Below are 20,745 nucleotides of genomic sequence, written 5' to 3'. Positions count from 1 at the left end.
TCGACGGCCACGAACGGTGAAACCGCGGCGCGCTGTCTTCATGCGGCGCAAACATGCACCGCGACAGGCTCGCGCCATCGATCGAAGGAGACGCCCCATGATCCGCCACCCGCTCGCCCGCCTCGCCCCGTTCGCCGCCGTGCTGTTGCTCGGCGCCTGCAGCACCACCCAGGTGGCGCAGGTGCAGCCGATCGACGGGGTCATCTCCGGCCAGTGCCATATCGACAAGGTGCGCGGCGCCGTCGGCCTGGCCGCCTCGCGCATGACCGTCGAACGCGCCCGCGTCGACAGCGACAGCCTCAAGGTGCAGGTGGTGAGGAGCAGCGTCAGCGACAACGGCGCCACCTCCAGCGGCGTGGACAGCGCCAACCGCGGCGCGCGCGAGACCGGCGGCGACCGCCTGACCGTCGAGATCGGCCCGACCAACAACATCACCACCGTGTATTGCGGCTGATCCGCGTCGCCGGGCCCGCCCGCCGCGCCCGCGGCGGCGCGGTGCTCAGGCGCGCTTGCGTGTGGGAACTGCGGTCTTGCGCTTGGCGCGCGTACCGCTGCCCTGCGCGCCCGCCGCAGCGCCCTTGCGCGCAGCACGCGCACCCTTGCGCAGCGGCGGTGCCTTGGCCGCGCTGCGCCCGGCGGCCTTGGCCGCCTTGCGTGCCGCGGTGCGTGCCCGGCCCAGGTACTTCAGCGTGATCAGGTCCCACTGCCGTTCGCCGCGCACGCCCTCGCATAGTCCGTGCAGGCGCCCGCAGCGCCAGCCGTCGAACACGCACGGGTCGATGTAGGCCTTGCGGCACACCGCCGGGGTATTGCCCAGCGCCTCGGCCACCTCGCGGATCACGGCGTTCTGCGCCTGCGCCAGCGCGCGTTCGCCGCCCGTGTCCGGCAGCGGCAGCGCGGCCAGCCGCTGCAGCGCGGCGCGGGTGCCGCCCCAGGTGCGGAAGTCCTTGGCGGTGAAGCTCTCGCCCATCGCCTCGCGCAGGTAGTCGTTGACCTCGCCCGAATCCACCGGCTGCAGCTGGCCGTCGTCGTCGCGGTACTGGAACAGCGCCTGCCCCGGCAATTGCTGGCAGCCACGGATCAGCTTGACCAGGTGCACGTCGTCGACCTCGATGTCGTGCTCCTGGCCGCCCTTGCCGCGGAACTGCAACCGCGCGCGGCCGCCCTTCACGAAGGCCAGGTGGCGGTTGCGCAGCGTGGTCAGGCCGTAGGAGCGGTTGCTGCGCGCGTACTCGGCATTGCCCACGCGCACCAGGGTCTCGGCCATCAGCGCCACCACCATCGCCAGCACCTTGTCGCGCGGGTAGCCGGGCAGGGCCATGTCGCGGCGCAGGCGCCGGCGCAGCCGCGGCAGGGCCTGGCCGAAGGCGACGATGCGCTCGAACTTGCCATCGCCACGCACCTGCGCCCAGTCGGCGTGGTAGCGGTACTGCTTGCGCCGGCGCGCGTCGCGGCCGGTGGCCTGCAGATGGCCGTTGTCGCGCGTGCAGATCCACACCTCGGTGTAGGCCGGCGGGATCGCCAGCTGGCGGATGCGCTGCAGAGTGGCGGCATCGCGCACCGCGCTACCGTCCGGCAGGCGGTAACCGAAGCCCTTGCCGGCGCGGCGGCGGACGATACCCGGCTCCTGATCGCTGACATAGACCAGGCCGGCGCTGCTGGCGGCCTGGCGGGACTGGCGGGCACGCGCCGCCTCGGCCGCGGCGGTGGAACGGGACGCGTTGGACATCGGACCTCCGAAAAGCCGGAACCGCGGCCCGCGCCGCCGGTTCCACGAGCATCGATTGTCGGCAGTGCCGCGGCTAGGCCGCGTGAGCGATTGCGCGTGCGGCATGTCGGTCCACCGCTGCGGAAGTGCTGCAGTCCGTGTGGGAGGGACGTCAGTCCCGACGCGTGACGCTGTCAGCGCGCCTCGGACGTCACTCGTCGCGGCTCAAGCCATTCCCACGAGGCGTGTCGGCGTGGCGGTTAACGCCTGGCGAACGCGCGGTGTCCGATCCTGTCGCCACCGGAAACCTGCCCGCGCCGGCGCCTGCCGTCGCCCGGCGAGACGACGGCAACGCAAAGCGCATCACACGTTCTATGCTTCACCCCATCTTCCCTCCAGCCATAGGAGCCCCGATGAGCAACCTCCTTTCCTCCCGTGCGTCCACGCGTGTCGGCCTGCTCGGCACGGCCTGCCTGGCGCTGGCCCTGGCCGCCTGCGGCGCGCCGCCGCCGGACGAGCAGGAACAGGTGAGCGCCAAGGCGCAGGCAGCCGCGCAGCAGGCCGCCGCGCCGGACCCGGCCAACGCGCCGGACGCCCCGCCGGTGGGCACCTGCGATGCCTCGCAGGCGCAGGGCCTGGTCGGCCAGACCTTCGCGCCGACGCTGCTGGACCAGGCGCGCAGCGATGCCGGCGCCAAGACCGCGCGCGTGCTCAAGCCGAACCAGGCGGTGACCATGGAGTTCAACGGCGAACGGCTCAACATCGAGGTCGACGAGAAGAACCAGATCACCGGCGTGCGCTGCGGCTAGCCTGTCCCCCATTCCCGGGCGGGTCGCGCCGCCCTTGCGCGTGCCCGGGGCAGGGAAGCGCGAGGGAGTGGACGTCTGTCCATGACCGGGCAATGACGCAGTCCCGGGACGCACACCGGCAGGCGCTGGGGCGCCGTCAGGAGCCCCGGCGCGGTGGCGACGGCAGCGCCGCCCCCAGCGCTGAAGTTGCAGGTGTAACGGTGTATTGCGGCACCGCACCAACTATGTTTTAGTCGGGATTCCGGTGACCTCAAGAAGCGCTCCAGGACAGAGCGGGGGCGAGTGTCGCCGCGTTCCTTCGGATCGCTTTCAGAGGCAGACATGGCCCCCCGCAACCGCCACGGGCTCTACGACCCCCAAGACGAGCGCGATGCCTGTGGTTTCGGCATGGTCGCGCAACTCGACGACCAACCTTCGCGGGCGCTGGTGGATACCGCCATCGCCGCGCTGTCGCGCATGACCCATCGCGGCGGCGTCGCCGCCGACGGCCTCACCGGCGACGGCTGCGGCCTGCTGATCCGCAAACCCGAGCCGTTCCTGCGCGCGCTGGCGCGCGAGGCCGGCATCGCGGTCGGCGCGCGCTTCGCTGCCGGCAACGTGTTCCTGCCGCGCGACGATGCCGACGCCGCCGCACGCTGCCGCCAGGTGCTGGAAGAAGAACTGCGCCGCGTCGACGTGCAACCGTGCGGCTGGCGCCTCACCCCCACCGACGATGCGGTGTGCGGGCAACTGGCCAAGGACACCCTGCCGCGCATCGAGCAGGTGTTCGTCGACGCCGGCGCCGAGCAGAGTGAAGACGCGTTCGCCCTGGCCCTGTTCCTGGCGCGCCGCCGCGCCGAGCAGCGCCTGCGCGAGGTCGCCGATTTCTACGTCACCACGCTCTCGCCCAACGGCATCAGCTACAAGGGCATGGTGCTGCCGGACAAGCTCAGCACGTTCTATCCGGACCTGCAGCGCAACGACCTGGCCTCCAGCGCCATCGTGTTCCACCAGCGCTTCTCCACCAACACGCTGCCGCGCTGGCCGCTGGCGCATCCGTTCCGCCTGCTCGCGCACAACGGCGAGATCAACACCATCGAGGGCAACCGGCACTGGGCGCAGGCGCGTAGCAAGGTGTGGAAGACCCCGCGTTTCGACATCGCCGAGCTGGACCCGGTGATCTCGATGCATGGCTCCGATTCGCAGAGCCTGGACAACATGCTCGAACTGCTGGTCGCCGGCGGCATGGACCTGCTGCAGGCGCTGCGCATCCTGGTGCCGCCGGCCACGCAGTCGCTGGAGTTCAAGGACGCCGACCTGGCCGCGTTCTACGAGTTCTACGGGCTCAACACCGAGCCGTGGGACGGCCCGGCCGGCATCGTCGCCTGCGACGGCCGCTACGCCGCGTGCATGCTCGACCGCAACGGCCTGCGCCCGGCGCGCTGGATGCTGACCTCCGACCGGCATTTCCTGGTGGCCTCCGAAGCCGGCGTGTGGGAACTGCCGGCCGAGCGCGTCACCCGCAAGGGCAAGCTCGGCCCCGGCGAGATGATGGCCATCGACCTCAAGCGCGGCGACCTGCTCGATTCGGACGCCATCGACCGCATCAACCGCGGCCGCGCCCCGTACAAGCAATGGCTGCAGCAGGGCGTGACCTACCTGCAGACCGAACTGATCGATCCCTCGCTGGTCGAGGAGCCGTTCGACGAGCGCACCCTGCGCAGCTACCACAAGCTGTTCCAGCTCAGCACCGAGGAAGTGGAGCAGGTGCTGCGGCCGCTGGCCGAGACCGAGCAGGAAGCCACCGGCTCGATGGGCGACGACACCCCGATGGCGGTGCTCAGCCGCCACACCCGGCCGCTGTACGACTACTTCCGCCAGGCCTTCGCGCAGGTCACCAACCCGCCGATCGACCCGCTGCGGGAAGACTGCGTGATGTCGCTGACCACCCAGCTCGGCAAGGAGACCAACATCTTCCATGCCGGCCCGGAGACGGTGAACCACGTCATCCTCAACTCGCCGGTGCTCAGCCAGCGCAAGCTGCGGCAGTTGCTGAAGATGCCGCAGTACTTGACCCGCAACGCGCAGATCGACCTGTCCTACAGCGTCGAGGAAGGCCTGGAAGCCGGGCTCAAGCGCATCTGCGCCGAGGCCGAACAGGCCGCGCGCGACGGCAAGGTCATGCTGCTGCTGACCGACCGCTACCCGGTGCCGGAACGGCCGATGGCGCATGCGCTGCTGGCCACCGGCGCGGTGCACCACCACCTCTCGCGCGTGGGCCTGCGCTGCGACGTCAACCTGATCATCGAGACCGGCACCGCGCGCGACCCGCACCACATGGCCTGCCTGCTCGGCTTCGGCGCCACCGCGGTGTATCCGTACCTGGCCTACCAGACCCTGTTCGACCTGGGCCGGCGCGGCATCCTGCTGCTCAAGAGCGGTGGCGAGCAGACCCAGATCGGCCGCAAGTACCGCAAGGGCATCTACAAGGGCCTGTCCAAGATCATCTCCAAGATGGGCATCTGCACCATCGCCAGCTACCGCGGCGCGCAGCTGTTCGAGATCGTCGGGCTGGATCCGGACGTGGTGGCATTGTGCTTCCCGGACACCGCCGCGCGCATCGGCGGCGTCGGCCTGGCGCGGCTGGACACCGAGGCGCGGCAACTGGCCGCGCGCGCCTGGAACGACCTGCTCAAGCCGGAAGTGGGCGGCCTGCTCAAGTACGTGCACGGCGGCGAGTACCACATGTACAACCCGGACGTGGTGCTGACCCTGCAGCGCGCCACCCGCAGCGGCCTGCAGGCCGACTGGGACGCCTACGCCGCCGCGGTGCACGGGCGCCCGGCCTCGGCCCTGCGCGACCTGCTGCAGCTCAAGCGCGCCGAGACGCCGACGCCGCTGGACGAGGTGGCGCCGGCCGAAGACCTGCTGCGCCGCTTCGACACCGCCGCGATCAGCCTCGGCGCGCTGTCGCCGGAGGCGCACGAGGCGCTGGCGATCGCGATGAACCGCCTCGGCGGGCGCAGCAATTCCGGCGAAGGCGGCGAAGACCCGGCGCGCTACGGCACCGAGAAGCGCTCCAAGATCAAGCAGGTGGCCTCCGGCCGCTTCGGCGTCACCCCCGAATACCTGGTCAACGCCGAGGTGCTGCAGATCAAGGTCGCGCAGGGCGCCAAGCCCGGCGAAGGCGGCCAGTTGCCCGGGCACAAGGTCAACGAACTGATCGCGCGGCTGCGCTACGCCAAGCCGGGCATCGGCCTGATCTCGCCGCCGCCGCACCACGACATCTATTCGATCGAAGACCTCGCGCAGCTGATCTACGACCTCAAGCAGGTCAATCCGAGCGCGCTGGTGTCGGTCAAGCTGGTCAGCCATGCCGGCGTCGGCACCATCGCCGCCGGCGTGGTCAAGGCCGGCGCCGACCTGATCACCGTGTCCGGCCACGACGGCGGCACCGGCGCCAGCCCGGTCAGCTCGATCCGCTACGCCGGCGTGCCGTGGGAACTGGGCGTGGCCGAGTCGCACCAGGCGCTGGTCGCCAACGACCTGCGCGCGCGCACCATCCTGCAGACCGACGGCGGCCTGAAGACCGGCCTGGACGTGGTCAAGGCGGCGATCCTGGGCGCGGACAGCTTCGGCTTCGGCACCGGGCCGATGATCGTGCTCGGCTGCAAGTACCTGCGCATCTGCCACCTCAACAACTGCGCCACCGGCGTGGCCACCCAGGACGAGCGCCTGCGCGCCAACCACTTCGTCGGCCTACCCGAGCGCGTGGAGAACTTCTTCCGGCTGCTGGCCGAGGAAGTGCGGCAGTGGCTGTCGTACCTGGGCGTGCGCTCGCTGGACGAGATCGTCGGCCGCACCGAACTGCTGCAGCAACTGGACATCTCGCCGCGCGAAGGCGTGCGCGTGGACCTGTCGCGGCTGCTCAAGGACGTGCGTCACGACGGCGGCCACTGCGTCGCGCAGCGCCTGTACGAATCGCCGGACAGCCTGGCCACGCAGATGGACGGCCTGCTCGCCGACGCCATCGCGCACAAGCGCGGCGGCGACCATCGCTTCCTGATCCACAACACCGACCGTTCGATCGGCGCGCGCCTGTCCGGCGCCATCGCCCGCGTCCACGGCAACCACGGCATGGACGATGCGCCGCTGACCCTGCGCTTCCGCGGCTCGGCCGGGCAGAGCTTCGGCGCGTTCAACGCCGGCGGTCTGCACCTGGAGCTGGAAGGCGAGGCCAACGACTACGTCGGCAAGGGCATGGCCGGCGGCCGCCTGGTGGTGCGTCCGCCGCGCGGCGCGCGCTTCGAGGCGCGCAGCACCGCGATCATCGGCAACACCTGCCTGTACGGCGCCACCGGTGGCGAGCTGTACGCCGCCGGCCGCGCCGGCGAACGCTTCGCGGTGCGCAACTCCGGCGCGCTGGCGGTGATCGAGGGCGCCGGCGACCACTGCTGCGAGTACATGACCGACGGCATCGTGCTGGTGCTGGGCAAGGTCGGCCTGAACTTCGGCGCCGGCTTCACCGGCGGCCTGGCCTACGTGCTCGACGTGGACCGCGACTTCGTCGACCGCTACAACCACGAACTGATCGACATCCACCGCATCTCCGCCGAAGGCTTCGAGAGCCACCGCCAGCACCTGCACAAGCTGATCAGCCGCCACCGCGAACTGACCGGCAGCATCTGGGCGCAGCAGATCCTCGACGAGTTCCGCGACTACGTCGGCAAGTTCTGGCTGGTCAAACCGAAGGCCGCGAGCATCGAGTCGTTGACCGAATCGCTGCGCCGAGCCGCCTGATGGCGGCACGTCGCAGCGACGGGATTGGGGAGTCGGGATTCGGGATTGGCAAAAGCAATCCCGCATCGGATCCGACACCAGTCCCCCGCTTTTTCGAATCCCGAATCCCCAATCCCGAATCCCCACGCAACGCGCACCCCGTACCCTCATCCGCCCCTTCGGGGCACCTTCTCCCGGTGGGAGAAGGGATTACGCCACGGATTCTTTTATGAGCCGCAAGCACGCCTTCCAGTTCCTCGACCTGCCCCGGCAGATGCCGCAACGCATTCCGGTGGAACTGCGCACCTCCGGCGACTGGAACGAGCTGTACGGCAAGTTCGACAAGGCCGACGCGCAGTACCAGGCCGGGCGCTGCCTGGATTGCGGCAACCCGTACTGCAGCTGGAAGTGCCCGGTGCACAACGCCATCCCGCAGTGGCTGCAGCTGGTGCAGGAAAACCGCATCGAAGAAGCCGCGGCGCTGTGCCACAGCACCAACCCGCTGCCGGAAGTGTGCGGCCGGGTGTGCCCGCAGGACCGCCTGTGCGAAGGCAGCTGCACGCTGGAGGAATTCGGCGCGGTCACCATCGGCGCGGTCGAGAAGTACATCGTCGATACCGCGCTCAACAACGGCTGGCGCCCGGACCTGAGCCAGGTCGAGCCCACCGGCAAGCGCGTGGCGGTGATCGGCGCCGGCCCGGCCGGGCTGAGCTGCGCCGACCGCCTGGCCCGCGCCGGCATCCAGGCGGTGGTCTACGACCGCTACGAGCAGATCGGCGGCCTGCTGCAGTTCGGCATCCCCAGCTTCAAGCTGGACAAGAGCGTGATCGGCAAGCGCCGCGAAGTGCTCGAAGGCATGGGCGTGCAGTTCCGCCTGGGCGTGGAGATCGGCCGCGACGTGAGCCTGGAGCAATTGCTTGGCGAATACGACGCGGTGTTCCTGGGCACCGGCGCCTACCGCTACACCGACGGCGGCCTCCCCGGCCAGGACCTGCCCGGCGTGCTGCCGGCGCTGCCGTTCCTGGTGCAGAACAGCCGCATCGTCGGCGGCAACGATCCCTGGGGCCGGCCGATCGCCGGCTGGGAAGACAAGATCGCGCTGCCCGACTTGAGCGGCAAGCGCGTGGTGGTGCTGGGCGGCGGCGACACCGGCATGGACTGCGTGCGCAGCGCGATCCGCCTGGGCGCGGCCAAGGTCACCTGCGCCTACCGCCGCGACGAGGCCAACATGCCCGGCTCGGCGCGCGAGGTGGCCAATGCGCGCGAGGAAGGCGTGCGCTTCCTGTTCAACCGCCAGCCGCTGGCGGTGGAAGCCGACGCCGCCGGCAACCTGGCCGGCGTACGCGTGGTGCAGACCCGGCTCGGCGAGCCGGATGCACGCGGGCGCCAGGCCGCGGTGCCGGTGGAAGGCAGCGAGTCGCTGCTGGACGCGGACGTGGTCATCATCGCCTTCGGCTTCTCGCCTAGCGTGCCGGAGTGGCTGGCGGCGCAAGGCGTGGAAGGTACCGCCAACGGCCGCATCCTCGCCGGCGGCAGCGAGCCCGACGGCAGCGGCCGCCTGCCGTACCAGACCACCAACCCGAAACTGTTCGCTGGCGGCGACGCGGTACGCGGCGCCGACCTGGTGGTGACCGCGGTGGCCGAAGGCCGCGACGCGGCAGCCAGCATCGCCGAATGGATCGGCAACCGCCTGCCGGTGACGACTCAGGCTGCGGCCTGAGCGACGCTGCGAGGCTCCTGCAGCGTTCGGTTAGTTCGGCGGCGACGGCGGCGGCACAACCTGCTCGACTGGGCGATGTGGCTTTCGACCGCATCGCCGAATCGCTGCGCCCTGCATTCGAAAGTCGAGGACGCCTGGAGCGGCCGGGCTCCAGCAACGTCGCCAGTGGCTGCGCTGGCCTCGGCAGGGACCTCGTCGCACGCTACCGCCTCGGTAACGCCGCCGCCGGCAGCGATCGCCTTCACCAACGCCACCACCGCTGCGGCGCACGTACACCTTCTCTACCGCTCCTCCTTCGCTGCGCGCGCCCAACCTGTCGCGCCGGCGATGGACGCATGGCCGCGACCTCGATCACGCCGCTGCTGCCGGCTGCACCACGCACCTGATGTGACGCCGCCGACGTCCGCGCGCAGCGTGTCCGTGCCAGGTGAATGCCGGGCTAACACGGGTGCGTGCAGGCTGGCGATCACGGGGGCGATCCTTGCACGCTTGCGCCTGCCGCTCCGCGCTCCCCCGACGCGGACGGCGCCTCCCCTCACTCCAGGAAGCTCCCCCATGCCGCTTTCCTCGTCGTGTTCCCCGCGCTGGCGTTCCCTGCCGCTGGCGCTGCTGCTCGCCACCGTCGCCTGCAACGCCGCCGCCGAAGGCCGCAGCGTGCTCAAGTACGCCGGCGTCAACCTGTCCGGCGCCGAGTTCAACTCCGGCAAGAAGCCCGGTGTGCTGTACAAGGACTACACCTACCCGACCGCCAGCGACTACAGCTACTTCGCCAGCAAGGGCATGAACACCATCCGCCTGCCGTTCCTGTGGGAGCGCCTGCAGCCCACCGCCAAGGGCGAGTTCGACCAGGCGCAACTGGCGCTGTTGAAGAAGGCAGTGGAGCAGGCCAAGGCCAACCATCTGTACCTGATCCTGGACCCGCACAACTACGCCAAGTACGACGGCGCGCTGGTCGGCAGCGCCGGCGCCCCGGACGACGTGTTCGCCGACCTGTGGCGGCGCCTGGCCAAGGAGTTCAAGGGCGACGACAACGTCATCTTCGGGCTGATGAACGAGCCCAATGCCGTGTCCTCGACCGACTGGGCCAGCGCGGCGCAGGCGGCGATCGACGCCATCCGCAAGGCCGGCGCCAACAACCTGATCCTGGTGCCGGGCACCGCCTACACCGGCGCGCACAGCTGGCGCAGCACCGCCTACGGCACGCCGAACGCGGTTGCCCTGCAGCCGCTCAAGGATCCGCGCAACCGCATGGCGTTCGAAGCGCACCAGTACCTGGACCGCGACAACAGCGGCACCAAGGGCGAGTGCGTCAGCGCCACCGCCGGCGCCGAGAAGCTGGCCGGGTTCGTCAGCTGGTTGCGCGAGAACAAGAAGGTCGGCTTCATCGGCGAGTTCGCCACCGCGAATACGCCCACCTGCAATCAGGCGCTGGAGAACATGCTCGGCTACATGCAGAAGAACGACGACGTGATTCTCGGTTGGACCTGGTGGGCGGCCGGCGCGTGGTGGAAGCCCGACTATCCGTTCAACGTGCAGCCCGGCAAGGACGGCAGCGAGAAGCCGCAGATGGAGATCCTGTCCAAGCATGCCCGCGAGATCACCGGCAAGAAGTGAGCCGTCGCTGCCGGCGCCGCGTGCCGGCAACGCCTCGCACATCACGGCAGTAGGGCGTATCGCGTCCGCGGCGCGCACGCCGGCACAGCGCATGCAGCGCGATCCAGTACCGGTTCGCGCTGCCAATCGCCGCACAGATCCATGCATGCGCGCACGCAGCGCATCGCTTCGTCCTCGGCAATGCACTACGGTGTCCGCACACCGTAGTCATCAGCCCGGCCTGGCATCTCCCTCCGCCGGGTTCCCCTCTGATGCCGAAGGAGACGCACCATGATCGCGCGCACTTTGCGGCGGCGGTCGCGGCACGCCTGGCGTGCCGCGCTGCTGCTGTGCCTATCCGTTCCGCTGTCGTCGCTGCAGGCACAGGAGGCGCTGCGTTTGGCCGGCGTCAACCTGTCCGGCGCCGAGATCGCGCCGTCGAAGATTCCCGGCGTCGTCGGTGTCGACTACACCTATCCGCGCAGCAGCGACTACACCTACTTCGCCGGCAAGGGCATGAACCTGCTGCGCCTGCCGGTGCGCTGGGAACGCCTGCAACCGCAACCGCGCGGCCCGCTCGACGCCGCGCAACTGGCGTTGATCGACGACGCCGTGCAGCAGGCCAAGGCGCAGGGCATGTACGTGATCGTGGACATCCACAACTACGCACGCCACGACGGCCGCCTCATCGGCAGCAGCGGCCTGCCGGTCGCCGCCTTCGTCGACCTGTGGCAGCGTCTGGCACGCGCCTACGGCAGCGACAATGCGGTGGTGTTCGGGCTGATGAACGAGCCGCACGGCATCAGCCCGGCCGCGTGGGCCACCGCCGCGCAGGCCGCGGTCGATGCGATCCGCGCCACCGGCGCCAGCAACCTGATCCTGGTGCCGGGCGCGCTGTTGACCGGCGCGCATAGCTGGTACACGCCGGTGGACGGCACCTCGAACGCCAGCGCGCTGGCCACGCTGCACGACCCGCTGCAGCGCGTGGCGATCGAAGTGCACCAGTACCTGGACGCCGATTCCAGCGGCACCAGCCCGGTCTGCGTGAGCGACGACATCGGCGTCCAACGCCTGCGCGCCTTCACCGACTGGCTGCAGCAGACCGGCCATCTCGGCTTTCTCGGCGAATTCGCTGCCGCCGACAATCCCACCTGCCGGCGCGCGCTGGACGGCATGCTGGCCGACATCGCGCAGCACCCGACGCTGTGGCTGGGCTGGAGCTACTGGGCCGGCGGCGCTTGGTGGCGCGCCGACTATCCGTTCAACGTGCAACCTGACGCCGACGGCCACGACCGTCCGCAGATGGCGATCCTCGCGCCCTGGGCGCAGCGCATCACGCGCTGAGCGCGGCGCAGCCGAAGGCAATGCACGTGCGCAGCGCCATGCGGAACAACGCTGAGGCGTGCCGACAAATAGGCTCCTCTCGTCACGTCGGGGCGTGTTCTGCGAGCGGCGCGCGTGCCCTTTCGCGGGCTCAACGGCAACGGGCCTTGCCTGGGCACGCGCCATCGCGGCTTGAGCCGCTCCTACAGAGCAACGTGCATCCGCCGGGTTGTACGCAAGCAGGTGATTGAAGGTGCCTGCATGACGTGCGACGTGCAATGCGTCGCATATTTCCGATGACCTCGTTCGCTCTGGCATGGCGGTTGCAGCGTGGTGCACGGCCGCGCACGCCGCATCGCGGCGGCGCCTGCCGCTCTTTCCCCACGAAGGATCCGTCATGCCACGCAATTCCCGTTTTTTCCGCTCCCCGCAATGGCGGCAGCGCGCCGCGCTGTGCCTGCTCCTGGCCGCCTGCGCGCCGTTCGCAAACGCCCAGCAGACGCTGCGCTATGCCGGCATCAACCTGGCCGGTGCCGAGTTCAACTCGGCGAAGAAGCCCGGCGTGCTGTTCAAGGACTATGTGTATCCCACCGACGCCGACTATGCGTACACCGCGGCGCAGGGCATGAACATCGTGCGCCTGCCGTTCCTGTGGGAGCGGCTGCAGCCGCAGGCCAACGGTCCGCTCGACACCGCGCAACTCGACGCGCTGCGCACCGCGGTCGAACGCGCCGGGCGCTACAACCTGCAACTGATCCTGGACGTGCACAACTACGCCAAGTACGGCGGCGTGCGCATCGGCGGCGACGCGGTGCCGGCGGCGGCGCTGGCCGATCTGTGGCGGCGCCTGGCGCTGGTGTTCGGCAACGACGCCAGCGTGGCATTCGGGCTGATGAACGAGCCCAATGGCCTCGCCTCCGGCGATTGGGCGGCCATCGCCCAGGCGTCGATCGATGCGATCCGTGGCACCGGCGCCGACAACCTGATCCTGGTGCCCGGCACCGCCTTCAGCGGCGCGCACAGCTGGAACAGCACCTGGTACGGCGTGTCCAACGCGCAGGGCTTGCTGACGGTCCACGACCCCGCCGGCAACCTGGCGTTCGAAGTGCATCAGTACCTGGATCCCGACTCTTCCGGCACCAGCGCCGCCTGCGTCAGCACCAGCATCGGTGCGGAACGCCTGCAAGGGTTCACCCAATGGCTGCGCGCCAACGGCTATCGCGGCTTCCTCGGCGAGTTCGGCGGCAGCAGCGATCCCACCTGCCTGGCGGCGCTCGACACCATGCTCGGCTACGTCCACGACAACGGCGACGTCTGGCTGGGCTGGACCGCCTGGGCCGGCGGCGCGTGGTGGCGCAGCGACTACGCGTTCAACCTGCAGCCGGACAAGAGCGGCGCCGACAAGCCGCAGATGGACGTGCTGGCGGTGCGCGCGCAGCAGGTCACGCAGTGACAGCGGCAGCGCCGGCACCCGCAGCAGCGGCGCGGCGATCGCACAGCGATTGAGTCGACACCGTGATCGGGCGCAGACTGTCGCACCTCTTCCGCAGGGATCGACGCATGCGCCTGGGCCTGGCCGCCAACCGACTGCACCACCAGGGCAAGGATGCCGCGCTGTTCCGCTGGCTGCGCGCCAGCGAGGCCGGCATCCGCGAACTGCAGCTCGGCCTGCACGCGGTCGGTCGCACCCACGAGGCGATCATCCGGGCCGGCCTGCTGGCCGGCCATGCCGGCCTCAAGCGCTACCCGTTCGGCCGCGAGGGCGGACTGATGAAGCTGGTGGCGGAAGTCGTCGGACTGGAAGGCGCCGAACGGACCCTCGACGGCGCCATCTACCTGATCGATCCGGTCGACCCGTCCTCGATCTTCCCCGAGGCGATCGCACTCAAGCGCCAGTGCGTGATCCACGGCAAGCCGTTCATTTCCACCGTGGCCAGCGCCCGCGATTGGGTGGAGATGGAGCGCGTCCACGCCGGGCTGGCGGCCGATGCCGGCGCCGACGACCTGTATGCGCTGCGGCGGCAGACCCTGGCGCTGATCGCGCACGATGCGATGAAACCGCAGATGCTGGCCTTCGCCAGCGAACATTTCGATCTGCTGTCGCGTTTCGCCGAGCGCGTGGCCACCGGCACCACCGGGCAGCGGCTCAACGAACTGGCCTGGAGTCGCGGCTGGCCGCAGGGCGAGGCGTGGGTGCACCGCTACCAGAGCGGCCCGATGGGCGGCGACGCGCAGATCGCCGATCGCGTGCTGGAACGGCGCTGCCACCGCGCGATCTTCTTCGAGGATCCGCATGTCGCGCGGCAGCACGAAGCCGACATCCAATTGCTGGAACGCGCGGTCACCACGGTCACCGACAGCGCCGTGTGCATCACCTCGCCGGCGATTGCCGCACGCTGGGCGCAGGCCGCCGAACGCCGGCTCGGACCGGCCTGAGGTTTTCGACGCGCGCGATCGCGTCGCGCGCGGACCGCTGACAGGACACGCCGCGACGCCGCGTTGCCGTGCGTGACCATGCGCACAGTCACTGCGATGTCACGCCGATCCCCAACACTGCCGCGCCTGTCCAGATCCCAGGGGGGATCCCATGTTGCGTTTCACCCTGCGCCTGCTGCTGCTCGGCGCAGCAGCGCTGTGCGCGCTGCCGTCCGCGTCCGCGCAACCGGCCGAGCGCCTGCGCGTGCACGGCTCCAACAGCCTCGGCGCGCGGCTGATGCCGGCGCTGGTGGAAGCCTGGCTGCAGAGCATGGGCTACCGACAGCTGCAACGTCGTCGCGTCGATACGACGACGCTGGAGATCGCCGCGGTGCGCGACGATGCGCCACTGGTGGTCGAGATCGCCGGCACCGGCTCGGCCGCCGGCATCGCCGACCTGGTGCATGGCGACGCCGAGCTGGCGATGCTGGCGCGTCAGCCCGATGCGCGCGAACGCGAGGCCGCCTGGCAGCTCGGCGACCTGGCCTCGCCCGACCAGCAGTTCGTCGTGGCCCTGGACGGCGCACGGGTCTTGGTGTCTGCCGACAACCCCATCGCCACGCTGAGCGTCGTGCAGCTGCGCGACATCCTGAGCGGCCGGACCACGCGCTGGTCGCAACTCGGCGGCGCGGACCTGCCGATCGCACTGCACCGCAGTGCCATCCCCGGCGGTCTCGACGACTTCCTGCGCGAACGCCTGGCGCTGCCGGCGCTGCGCACGCCGGGGAACGTCCTGCATGCCGACCTGGCCGAGGCGGCACGCGCCATCGTCGGCCATCCCGACGCACTGGCGATCGTCGGGTTGACCACACCGGTGCCGGCCGGCACACGTGCGCTGGCCATCGCCGACGGCGGTATCGCGGTGCTCCCGACGGCGGCTGCCGTACGCGGCGAGGACTACCCCTTGGTCCAGCGCTACAGCCTGTACGGCGGCCAGATGATGTCGGCGCTCGGTCGCAGCCTGGCCCTGTACGCCCTCGGACCGCAGGCGCAACAGCTGGTGCGCCGGCTTGGCCCGATTTCCATGGCGATCGACGTCGATCCGGCCACGCCGCAGAGCGGCACCACCGCTGCCCGCGCGGACGCTAGCTATGTGCAGGCCAGCACCGGCGCCCGGCGCCTGACCACCACGCTGCGTTTCAGCCTGCAGTCGCTCAATGGCATGTACGAAGCGCGCAGCGCCCAGGATCTCGACCGGCTGGTCGCCTTCATGCAACAGCCGGCGATGCACGGCCGCGCCCTGGCGGTGATCGGCTTCGCCACGCCGGACAGCGCCAACCGCCTGTACCCGACCATCGCCAGCAACGACCGCGCCGACGTGGTCGCCGCGTATCTGGTGCAACGCGGCGTCGCGGTGGAGCGCGTCCGCGGTCTCGGCGCACTGCGTCCGCTGATCGGCGGCGAAGACGCCGCGGCCAAGGCGCGCAACGAGCGCGTCGAACTGTGGTTGCTGGACCGGGCGCGATAAGGCAGTGCTTTGGAGGGTGGACGCAGCCGGTTGTGCACACCGACGCGATGCGACATCGTCCGTATCCTCAGCCGCCCCTTCGCGGCACCTTTCCCCGAAAAGGGCCATGGCCTTCAGGGGAAAAGGAAAGACCAAAGCCCCTCTCCCATCGGGAGAGGGGTTGGGGTGAGGGTCCGGAGCGCGAAGCGCCCTCGCCAGCGGAAGATGGGGGGTTAGCGCGTTGTCAGGCATTGCCAGCCGCGCGCGCGTGACGCCGCGCTGGCGCCGATAAGACCAGTCGCCATCCGCGCACCGGCGAGCGCATGCTGGCGACCGTGCTCCCGGACTCGGGCCATCCGGCGTTCACCGCATCGCGCCTACAGTCGCCCGACACCCTCGCCAGCGCTTCCGGAGATCGCCATGCTTCGCTCATCGCACGCCATTCTCGGCGTGGTGCTTGCCGGACTCGTGCTCACGCACAGCGCGTCCGCCGGCGCGGTGCAGCGGCTGTGGCCGACCGCAGCACAATGGCAACAGTTGCACGCGTCGGCTGCCACCGACCCGGCCTGGCGCGAGGTCGAGGCGGCGCAGGCCCGGCTGGCCGAGACGGCACGCACGCAGGGCGCGCATCCGCTCGAGAATCTGAGCACCGGCGGCCGCCTGCATGGCGATCCGGTGAAGACAGCGACCGAAGCCAGCTTGGGCGACATGCCGCGCATCCAAGCGTTGGCGCTGCGCTTCGCCCTGCAGGGCGAGCGCGCAGACGCGCTGGCCGTCGGCGATCAACTTGCGCAATGGGCCGCACGCAATGTGCCCAACGGCAACCCGATCGACGAAACCGGACTCGAACCGGCGATCTTCGCTTATCGCATCGTCCGCCCGGCGCTTCCAGACGCGCAGGGCCACGCCATCGATGCATGGATGCGAAAGATCGCCGACGCCGAAATCGGCTCGCGCGATCTCAAGCGCAAGACCGCCACCAACAACTGGCACAGTCACCGCCTGAAGACCGTGGGCATGATCGGCGCCGCGCTCGACGACGCCCGGCTGCTGGACTACGCCCGCACCGGCTTTCGCCAGCAGATCGCCGACAACCTGCTGCCCGATGGGCGCAGCATCGATTTCGTCGAGCGCGATGCGCTGTCCTACCACGTCTACGACCTGCGTCCGCTGGTGACGCTGGCACTGCTGTTCTCCGAGCGCGGTGAGGATCTGTACCACTGGCGCGCGCCGAACGGCGCATCGCTGGCGCGCAGCGTCGACTGGCTGCTGCCGTATCTTCGCGGCGAGCGCAGCCATGCCGAGTTCGTTGGCAGCCAGGTGCCGTTCGACAAGGCGCGCTCGGACAACGGCGAAGCCGGTCACGTGATCGGCACGCCGTATGCCGCGGAGGGGGCGGAATCGCTGCTGGTGCTTGCTGCGGCCTACGATCCGGCCTGCGCGCAACTGGCGCAGCAACTCGGACACGGGACGCCACCCTGGCGCCTGGCAATCAGCACATTGCCCGATTTACCGCGCTAGCTCCCGTCGACTCCGCCGGCATCGGAATGCCGGTGCTCAGCCACGGCATCACGGAGGGTCCGCGACGCGACAGGTCTCGATTCGAGCCATCGCGCATCTCATCGCGCGGCACGGCGACGCGGGAGATGGTCGCGCGGTTTGGCCTCATCCGCCCCTTCGGGGCACCTCTCCCCGCAAAGGGGGCCGTTCCCGACGGGAGAAGGGAGAACCGAGCCCCTCTCCCCCCGGGAGATGGGTTGGGGTGAGGATCGGGGCGCGCAGTGCCTGCGTGACATGTAGTCGCGAGGTTTCGCCCGTCCTCGATCGCCTGCTCGCGTTGCTTTGGTTTTTCGCACGCAATAAAAAATCCCCGTCCTTGTGGGACGGGGATTTGGGGTAAAGCCCCTGGCGATGACCTACTCTCGCATGGCTTGAGCCACACTACCATCGGCGCAGCTGCGTTTCACTTCCGAGTTCGGGATGGGATCGGGTGGTTCCACAGCGCTAATTTCACCAGGGAGACGGTTGGAGTGTCGCCATGCGGTCGATCGGTCGTGTGACCGAGGACGGCAGGCGCCAGCCTCTCATGGGGTGTGATGTAGCGAGCGAGTGAGAGCGATCGACGTGTTGTCGCGCTAAGGGATGCTTCGAGGAAGCATCTTGAGGTTATATGGTCAAGCCGCACGGATCATTAGTATCAGTTAGCTCAATGCATTGCTGCACTTACACACCTGACCTATCAACCACGTAGTCTACATGGTTCCTTTAGGGGACTTGTGTCCCGGGAGATCTCATCTTGAGGCGCGCTTCCCGCTTAGATGCTTTCAGCGGTTATCGCTTCCGAACATAGCTACCCGGCAATGCCACTGGCGTGACAACCGGAACACCAGAGGTTCGTCCACTCCGGTCCTCTCGTACTAGGAGCAGCCCCTCTCAAATCTCCAACGCCCATGGCAGATAGGGACCGAACTGTCTCACGACGTTCTGAACCCAGCTCGCGTACCACTTTAAATGGCGAACAGCCATACCCTTGGGACCGACTACAGCCCCAGGATGTGATGAGCCGACATCGAGGTGCCAAACACCGCCGTCGATATGAACTCTTGGGCGGTATCAGCCTGTTATCCCCGGAGTACCTTTTATCCGTTGAGCGATGGCCCTTCCATACAGAACCACCGGATCACTAAGACCTACTTTCGTACCTGCTTGATCCGTCGATCTTGCAGTCAAGCACGCTTATGCCTTTGCACACAGTGCGCGATGTCCGACCGCGCTGAGCGTACCTTCGTGCTCCTCCGTTACTCTTTAGGAGGAGACCGCCCCAGTCAAACTACCCACCATACACGGTCCCCGATCCGGATTACGGACCTAGGTTAGAACGTCAAGCACGACAGGGTGGTATTTCAAGGATGGCTCCACTGCAGCTAGCGCCACAGTTTCATAGCCTCCCACCTATCCTACACAGACGAACTCAACGTTCAGTGTAAAGCTATAGTAAAGGTTCACGGGGTCTTTCCGTCTTGCCACGGGAACGCTGCATCTTCACAGCGATTTCAATTTCACTGAGTCTCGGGTGGAGACAGCGCCGCTGTCGTTACGCCATTCGTGCAGGTCGGAACTTACCCGACAAGGAATTTCGCTACCTTAGGACCGTTATAGTTACGGCCGCCGTTTACTGGGGCTTCGATCAAGAGCTTCGCCTTGCGGCTGACCCCATCAATTAACCTTCCAGCACCGGGCAGGCGTCACACCCTATACGTCCACTTTCGTGTTTGCAGAGTGCTGTGTTTTTGATAAACAGTCGCAGCGGCCTGGTTTCTGCGACCCTCTTCAGCTATAGCTCGCACGAGCCACCAAAAAGGGTGCACCTTCTCCCGAAGTTACGGTGCCATGTTGCCTAGTTCCTTCACCCGAGTTCTCTCAAGCGCCTGAGAATTCTCATCCTACCCACCTGTGTCGGTTTACGGTACGGTCTGCGTAAGCTGAAGCTTAGGAGCTTTTCCTGGAAGCGTGGTATCAGTGACTTCGTCTAAAAGACTCGTCTCGGTGCTCGGTCTTAAAGGATCCCGGATTTGCCAAAGATCCAAACCTACCGCCTTTCCCCGGGACAACCAACGCCCGGTACACCTAACCTTCTCCGTCCCTCCATCGCACTTACGCGAGGTGCAGGAATATTAACCTGCTTCCCATCGACTACGGCTTTCGCCCTCGCCTTAGGGGCCGACTCACCCTGCGCCGATTAACGTTGCGCAAGGAAACCTTGGGCTTTCGGCGTGCGGGTTTTTCACCCGCATTGTCGTTACTCATGTCAGCATTCGCACTTCCGATACCTCCAGCAGACTTCTCAATCCACCTTCGCAGGCTTACGGAACGCTCCTCTACCGCGCATCGCTTATCGCGATGCACCCCAAGCTTCGGTTCACTGCTTAGCCCCGTTAAATCTTCCGCGCAGACCGACTCGACCAGTGAGCTATTACGCTTTCTTTAAAGGGTGGCTGCTTCTAAGCCAACCTCCTGGCTGTCTATGCCTTTCCACATCGTTTTCCACTTAGCAGTGAATTTGGGACCTTAGCTGTGGGTCTGGGTTGTTTCCCTTTTCACGACGGACGTTAGCACCCGCCGTGTGTCTCCCATACAGTCCGTCTCGGTATTCGGAGTTTGCAATGGTTTGGTAAGTCGCGATGACCCCCTAGCCATAACAGTGCTCTACCCCCGAGAGGATACATATGAGGCGCTACCTAAATAGCTTTCGAGGAGAACCAGCTATCTCCGGGTTCGATTAGCTTTTCACTCCTAATCACACCTCATCCCCTACCTTTGCAACGGGAGTGGGTTCGGGCCTCCAGTCAGTGTTACCTGACCTTCACCCTGGGCATGACTAGATCACCCGGTTTCGGGTCTACTGCCCGCGACTATGCGCCCTTATCAGACTCGGTTTCCCTTCGCCTCCCCTATACGGTTAAGCTTGCCACGAACAGTAAGTCGCTGACCCATTATACAAAAGGTACGCAGTCACTCTTGCGAGCTCCTACTGCTTGTACGCACACGGTTTCAGGATCTATTTCACTCCCCTCTCCGGGGTTCTTTTCGCCTTTCCCTCACGGTACTGGTTCACTATCGGTCGGTCAGGAGTATTTAGCCTTGGAGGATGGTCCCCCCATGTTCAGACAGGGTTTCACGTGCCCCGCCCTACTCGTCTTCACTGGTATGGCCCTTTCAAATACAGGGCTATCACCTTCTATGGCCAACCTTTCCAGGTTGTTTTTCTAAAACCATACCAGCTTAAGGGCTAGTCCCCGTTCGCTCGTCACTACTTAGGGAATCTCGGTTGATTTCTTTTCCTCCGGTTACTTAGATATTTCAGTTCACCGGGTTCGCTTCCAGCAGCTATGTATTCACTGCAGGATACTGC

At 67.7% G+C, this 20,745-nt stretch carries 11 protein-coding genes and 2 rRNA genes (1 of these 13 cut by a window edge); 10 read left to right on the top strand and 3 right to left on the bottom strand.

All coding sequences use genetic code 11. The features are described 5' to 3' along the window. The first annotated feature begins 97 nt into the window (after window positions 1–97). A complete protein-coding gene (locus AC1PMG_RS00860; protein ID WP_048491675.1) occupies window positions 98–454 on the top strand; it encodes a hypothetical protein in 357 nt (118 codons plus the stop codon). A 45-nt stretch (window positions 455–499) separates the two neighbouring features. On the opposite strand, the gene AC1PMG_RS00855 is transcribed toward AC1PMG_RS00860, so the two are convergent. Continuing rightward, window positions 500–1,729 carry a DNA topoisomerase IB gene (locus AC1PMG_RS00855; RefSeq protein ID WP_481110310.1) on the bottom strand — a complete coding sequence of 410 codons (1,230 nt, stop codon included), beginning with the start codon at window positions 1,727–1,729 and terminating at the stop codon, window positions 500–502. 392 nt (window positions 1,730–2,121) lie between these two features. On the opposite strand from AC1PMG_RS00855, the gene AC1PMG_RS00850 reads away from it, so the two are divergent. From AC1PMG_RS00850 to AC1PMG_RS00810, 9 genes are all read left to right on the top strand, one after another. After that, on the top strand, window positions 2,122–2,517 hold the full coding sequence (locus AC1PMG_RS00850) for an I78 family peptidase inhibitor (RefSeq protein ID WP_481110309.1): 396 nt from the start codon (window positions 2,122–2,124) through the stop codon (window positions 2,515–2,517). A gap of 321 nt (window positions 2,518–2,838) precedes the next feature. After that, window positions 2,839–7,296, top strand: a complete 4,458-nt coding sequence (gene gltB / locus AC1PMG_RS00845; RefSeq protein WP_481110308.1) for a glutamate synthase large subunit — start codon at window positions 2,839–2,841, stop codon at window positions 7,294–7,296. A 208-nt stretch (window positions 7,297–7,504) separates the two neighbouring features. Continuing rightward, the gene (locus AC1PMG_RS00840) at window positions 7,505–8,995 is read left to right on the top strand and encodes an FAD-dependent oxidoreductase (protein WP_481110307.1); all 1,491 of its coding nucleotides are present in this window, start codon (window positions 7,505–7,507) and stop codon (window positions 8,993–8,995) included. Between the two features lie 555 nt (window positions 8,996–9,550). Then, complete coding sequence (locus tag AC1PMG_RS00835; protein ID WP_481110306.1) at window positions 9,551–10,609, top strand: glycoside hydrolase family 5 protein; 1,059 nt, start codon at window positions 9,551–9,553, stop codon at window positions 10,607–10,609. 270 nt (window positions 10,610–10,879) lie between these two features. Continuing rightward, on the top strand, window positions 10,880–11,932 hold the full coding sequence (locus AC1PMG_RS00830; protein WP_481110305.1) for a glycoside hydrolase family 5 protein: 1,053 nt from the start codon (window positions 10,880–10,882) through the stop codon (window positions 11,930–11,932). A 376-nt stretch (window positions 11,933–12,308) separates the two neighbouring features. Next, the gene (locus AC1PMG_RS00825) at window positions 12,309–13,364 is read left to right on the top strand and encodes a glycoside hydrolase family 5 protein (protein WP_481110304.1); all 1,056 of its coding nucleotides are present in this window, start codon (window positions 12,309–12,311) and stop codon (window positions 13,362–13,364) included. 107 nt (window positions 13,365–13,471) lie between these two features. Next, window positions 13,472–14,347: a methylglyoxal synthase gene (locus tag AC1PMG_RS00820; protein WP_481110303.1), complete on the top strand. Its 876-nt coding sequence runs from the start codon at window positions 13,472–13,474 to the stop codon at window positions 14,345–14,347. A 151-nt stretch (window positions 14,348–14,498) separates the two neighbouring features. Next, a complete protein-coding gene (locus tag AC1PMG_RS00815; protein WP_481110302.1) occupies window positions 14,499–15,854 on the top strand; it encodes a substrate-binding domain-containing protein in 1,356 nt (451 codons plus the stop codon). Between the two features lie 399 nt (window positions 15,855–16,253). Then, complete coding sequence (locus tag AC1PMG_RS00810) at window positions 16,254–17,354, top strand: alginate lyase family protein (RefSeq protein ID WP_481110301.1); 1,101 nt, start codon at window positions 16,254–16,256, stop codon at window positions 17,352–17,354. Window positions 17,355–17,736: 382 nt separating this feature from the next. Here AC1PMG_RS00810 and rrf read toward each other — a convergent pair. Beyond that, window positions 17,737–17,851: ribosomal RNA gene (gene rrf, locus AC1PMG_RS00805) — 5S ribosomal RNA — on the bottom strand. Between the two features lie 152 nt (window positions 17,852–18,003). Further along, window positions 18,004–20,745: ribosomal RNA gene (locus AC1PMG_RS00800) — 23S ribosomal RNA — on the bottom strand; it runs 138 nt beyond the window's last position.

Source organism: Xanthomonas sp. NCPPB 2250 (assembly GCF_056725265.1).
This window is presented reverse-complemented; position numbering and strand designations above follow the sequence as displayed.

Bases quoted from the DNA above. Each gene is read 5' to 3' on its own strand.
- AC1PMG_RS00860 (WP_048491675.1), top strand. From the start codon at position 98: ATGATCCGCCACCCGCTCGCCCGCCTCGCCCCGTTCGCCGCCGTGCTG.
- AC1PMG_RS00855 (WP_481110310.1), bottom strand. From the start codon at position 1,729: ATGTCCAACGCGTCCCGTTCCACCGCCGCGGCCGAGGCGGCGCGTGCC.
- AC1PMG_RS00850 (WP_481110309.1), top strand. From the start codon at position 2,122: ATGAGCAACCTCCTTTCCTCCCGTGCGTCCACGCGTGTCGGCCTGCTC.
- gltB (WP_481110308.1), top strand. From the start codon at position 2,839: ATGGCCCCCCGCAACCGCCACGGGCTCTACGACCCCCAAGACGAGCGC.
- AC1PMG_RS00840 (WP_481110307.1), top strand. From the start codon at position 7,505: ATGAGCCGCAAGCACGCCTTCCAGTTCCTCGACCTGCCCCGGCAGATG.
- AC1PMG_RS00835 (WP_481110306.1), top strand. From the start codon at position 9,551: ATGCCGCTTTCCTCGTCGTGTTCCCCGCGCTGGCGTTCCCTGCCGCTG.
- AC1PMG_RS00830 (WP_481110305.1), top strand. From the start codon at position 10,880: ATGATCGCGCGCACTTTGCGGCGGCGGTCGCGGCACGCCTGGCGTGCC.
- AC1PMG_RS00825 (WP_481110304.1), top strand. From the start codon at position 12,309: ATGCCACGCAATTCCCGTTTTTTCCGCTCCCCGCAATGGCGGCAGCGC.
- AC1PMG_RS00820 (WP_481110303.1), top strand. From the start codon at position 13,472: ATGCGCCTGGGCCTGGCCGCCAACCGACTGCACCACCAGGGCAAGGAT.
- AC1PMG_RS00815 (WP_481110302.1), top strand. From the start codon at position 14,499: ATGTTGCGTTTCACCCTGCGCCTGCTGCTGCTCGGCGCAGCAGCGCTG.
- AC1PMG_RS00810 (WP_481110301.1), top strand. From the start codon at position 16,254: ATGCTTCGCTCATCGCACGCCATTCTCGGCGTGGTGCTTGCCGGACTC.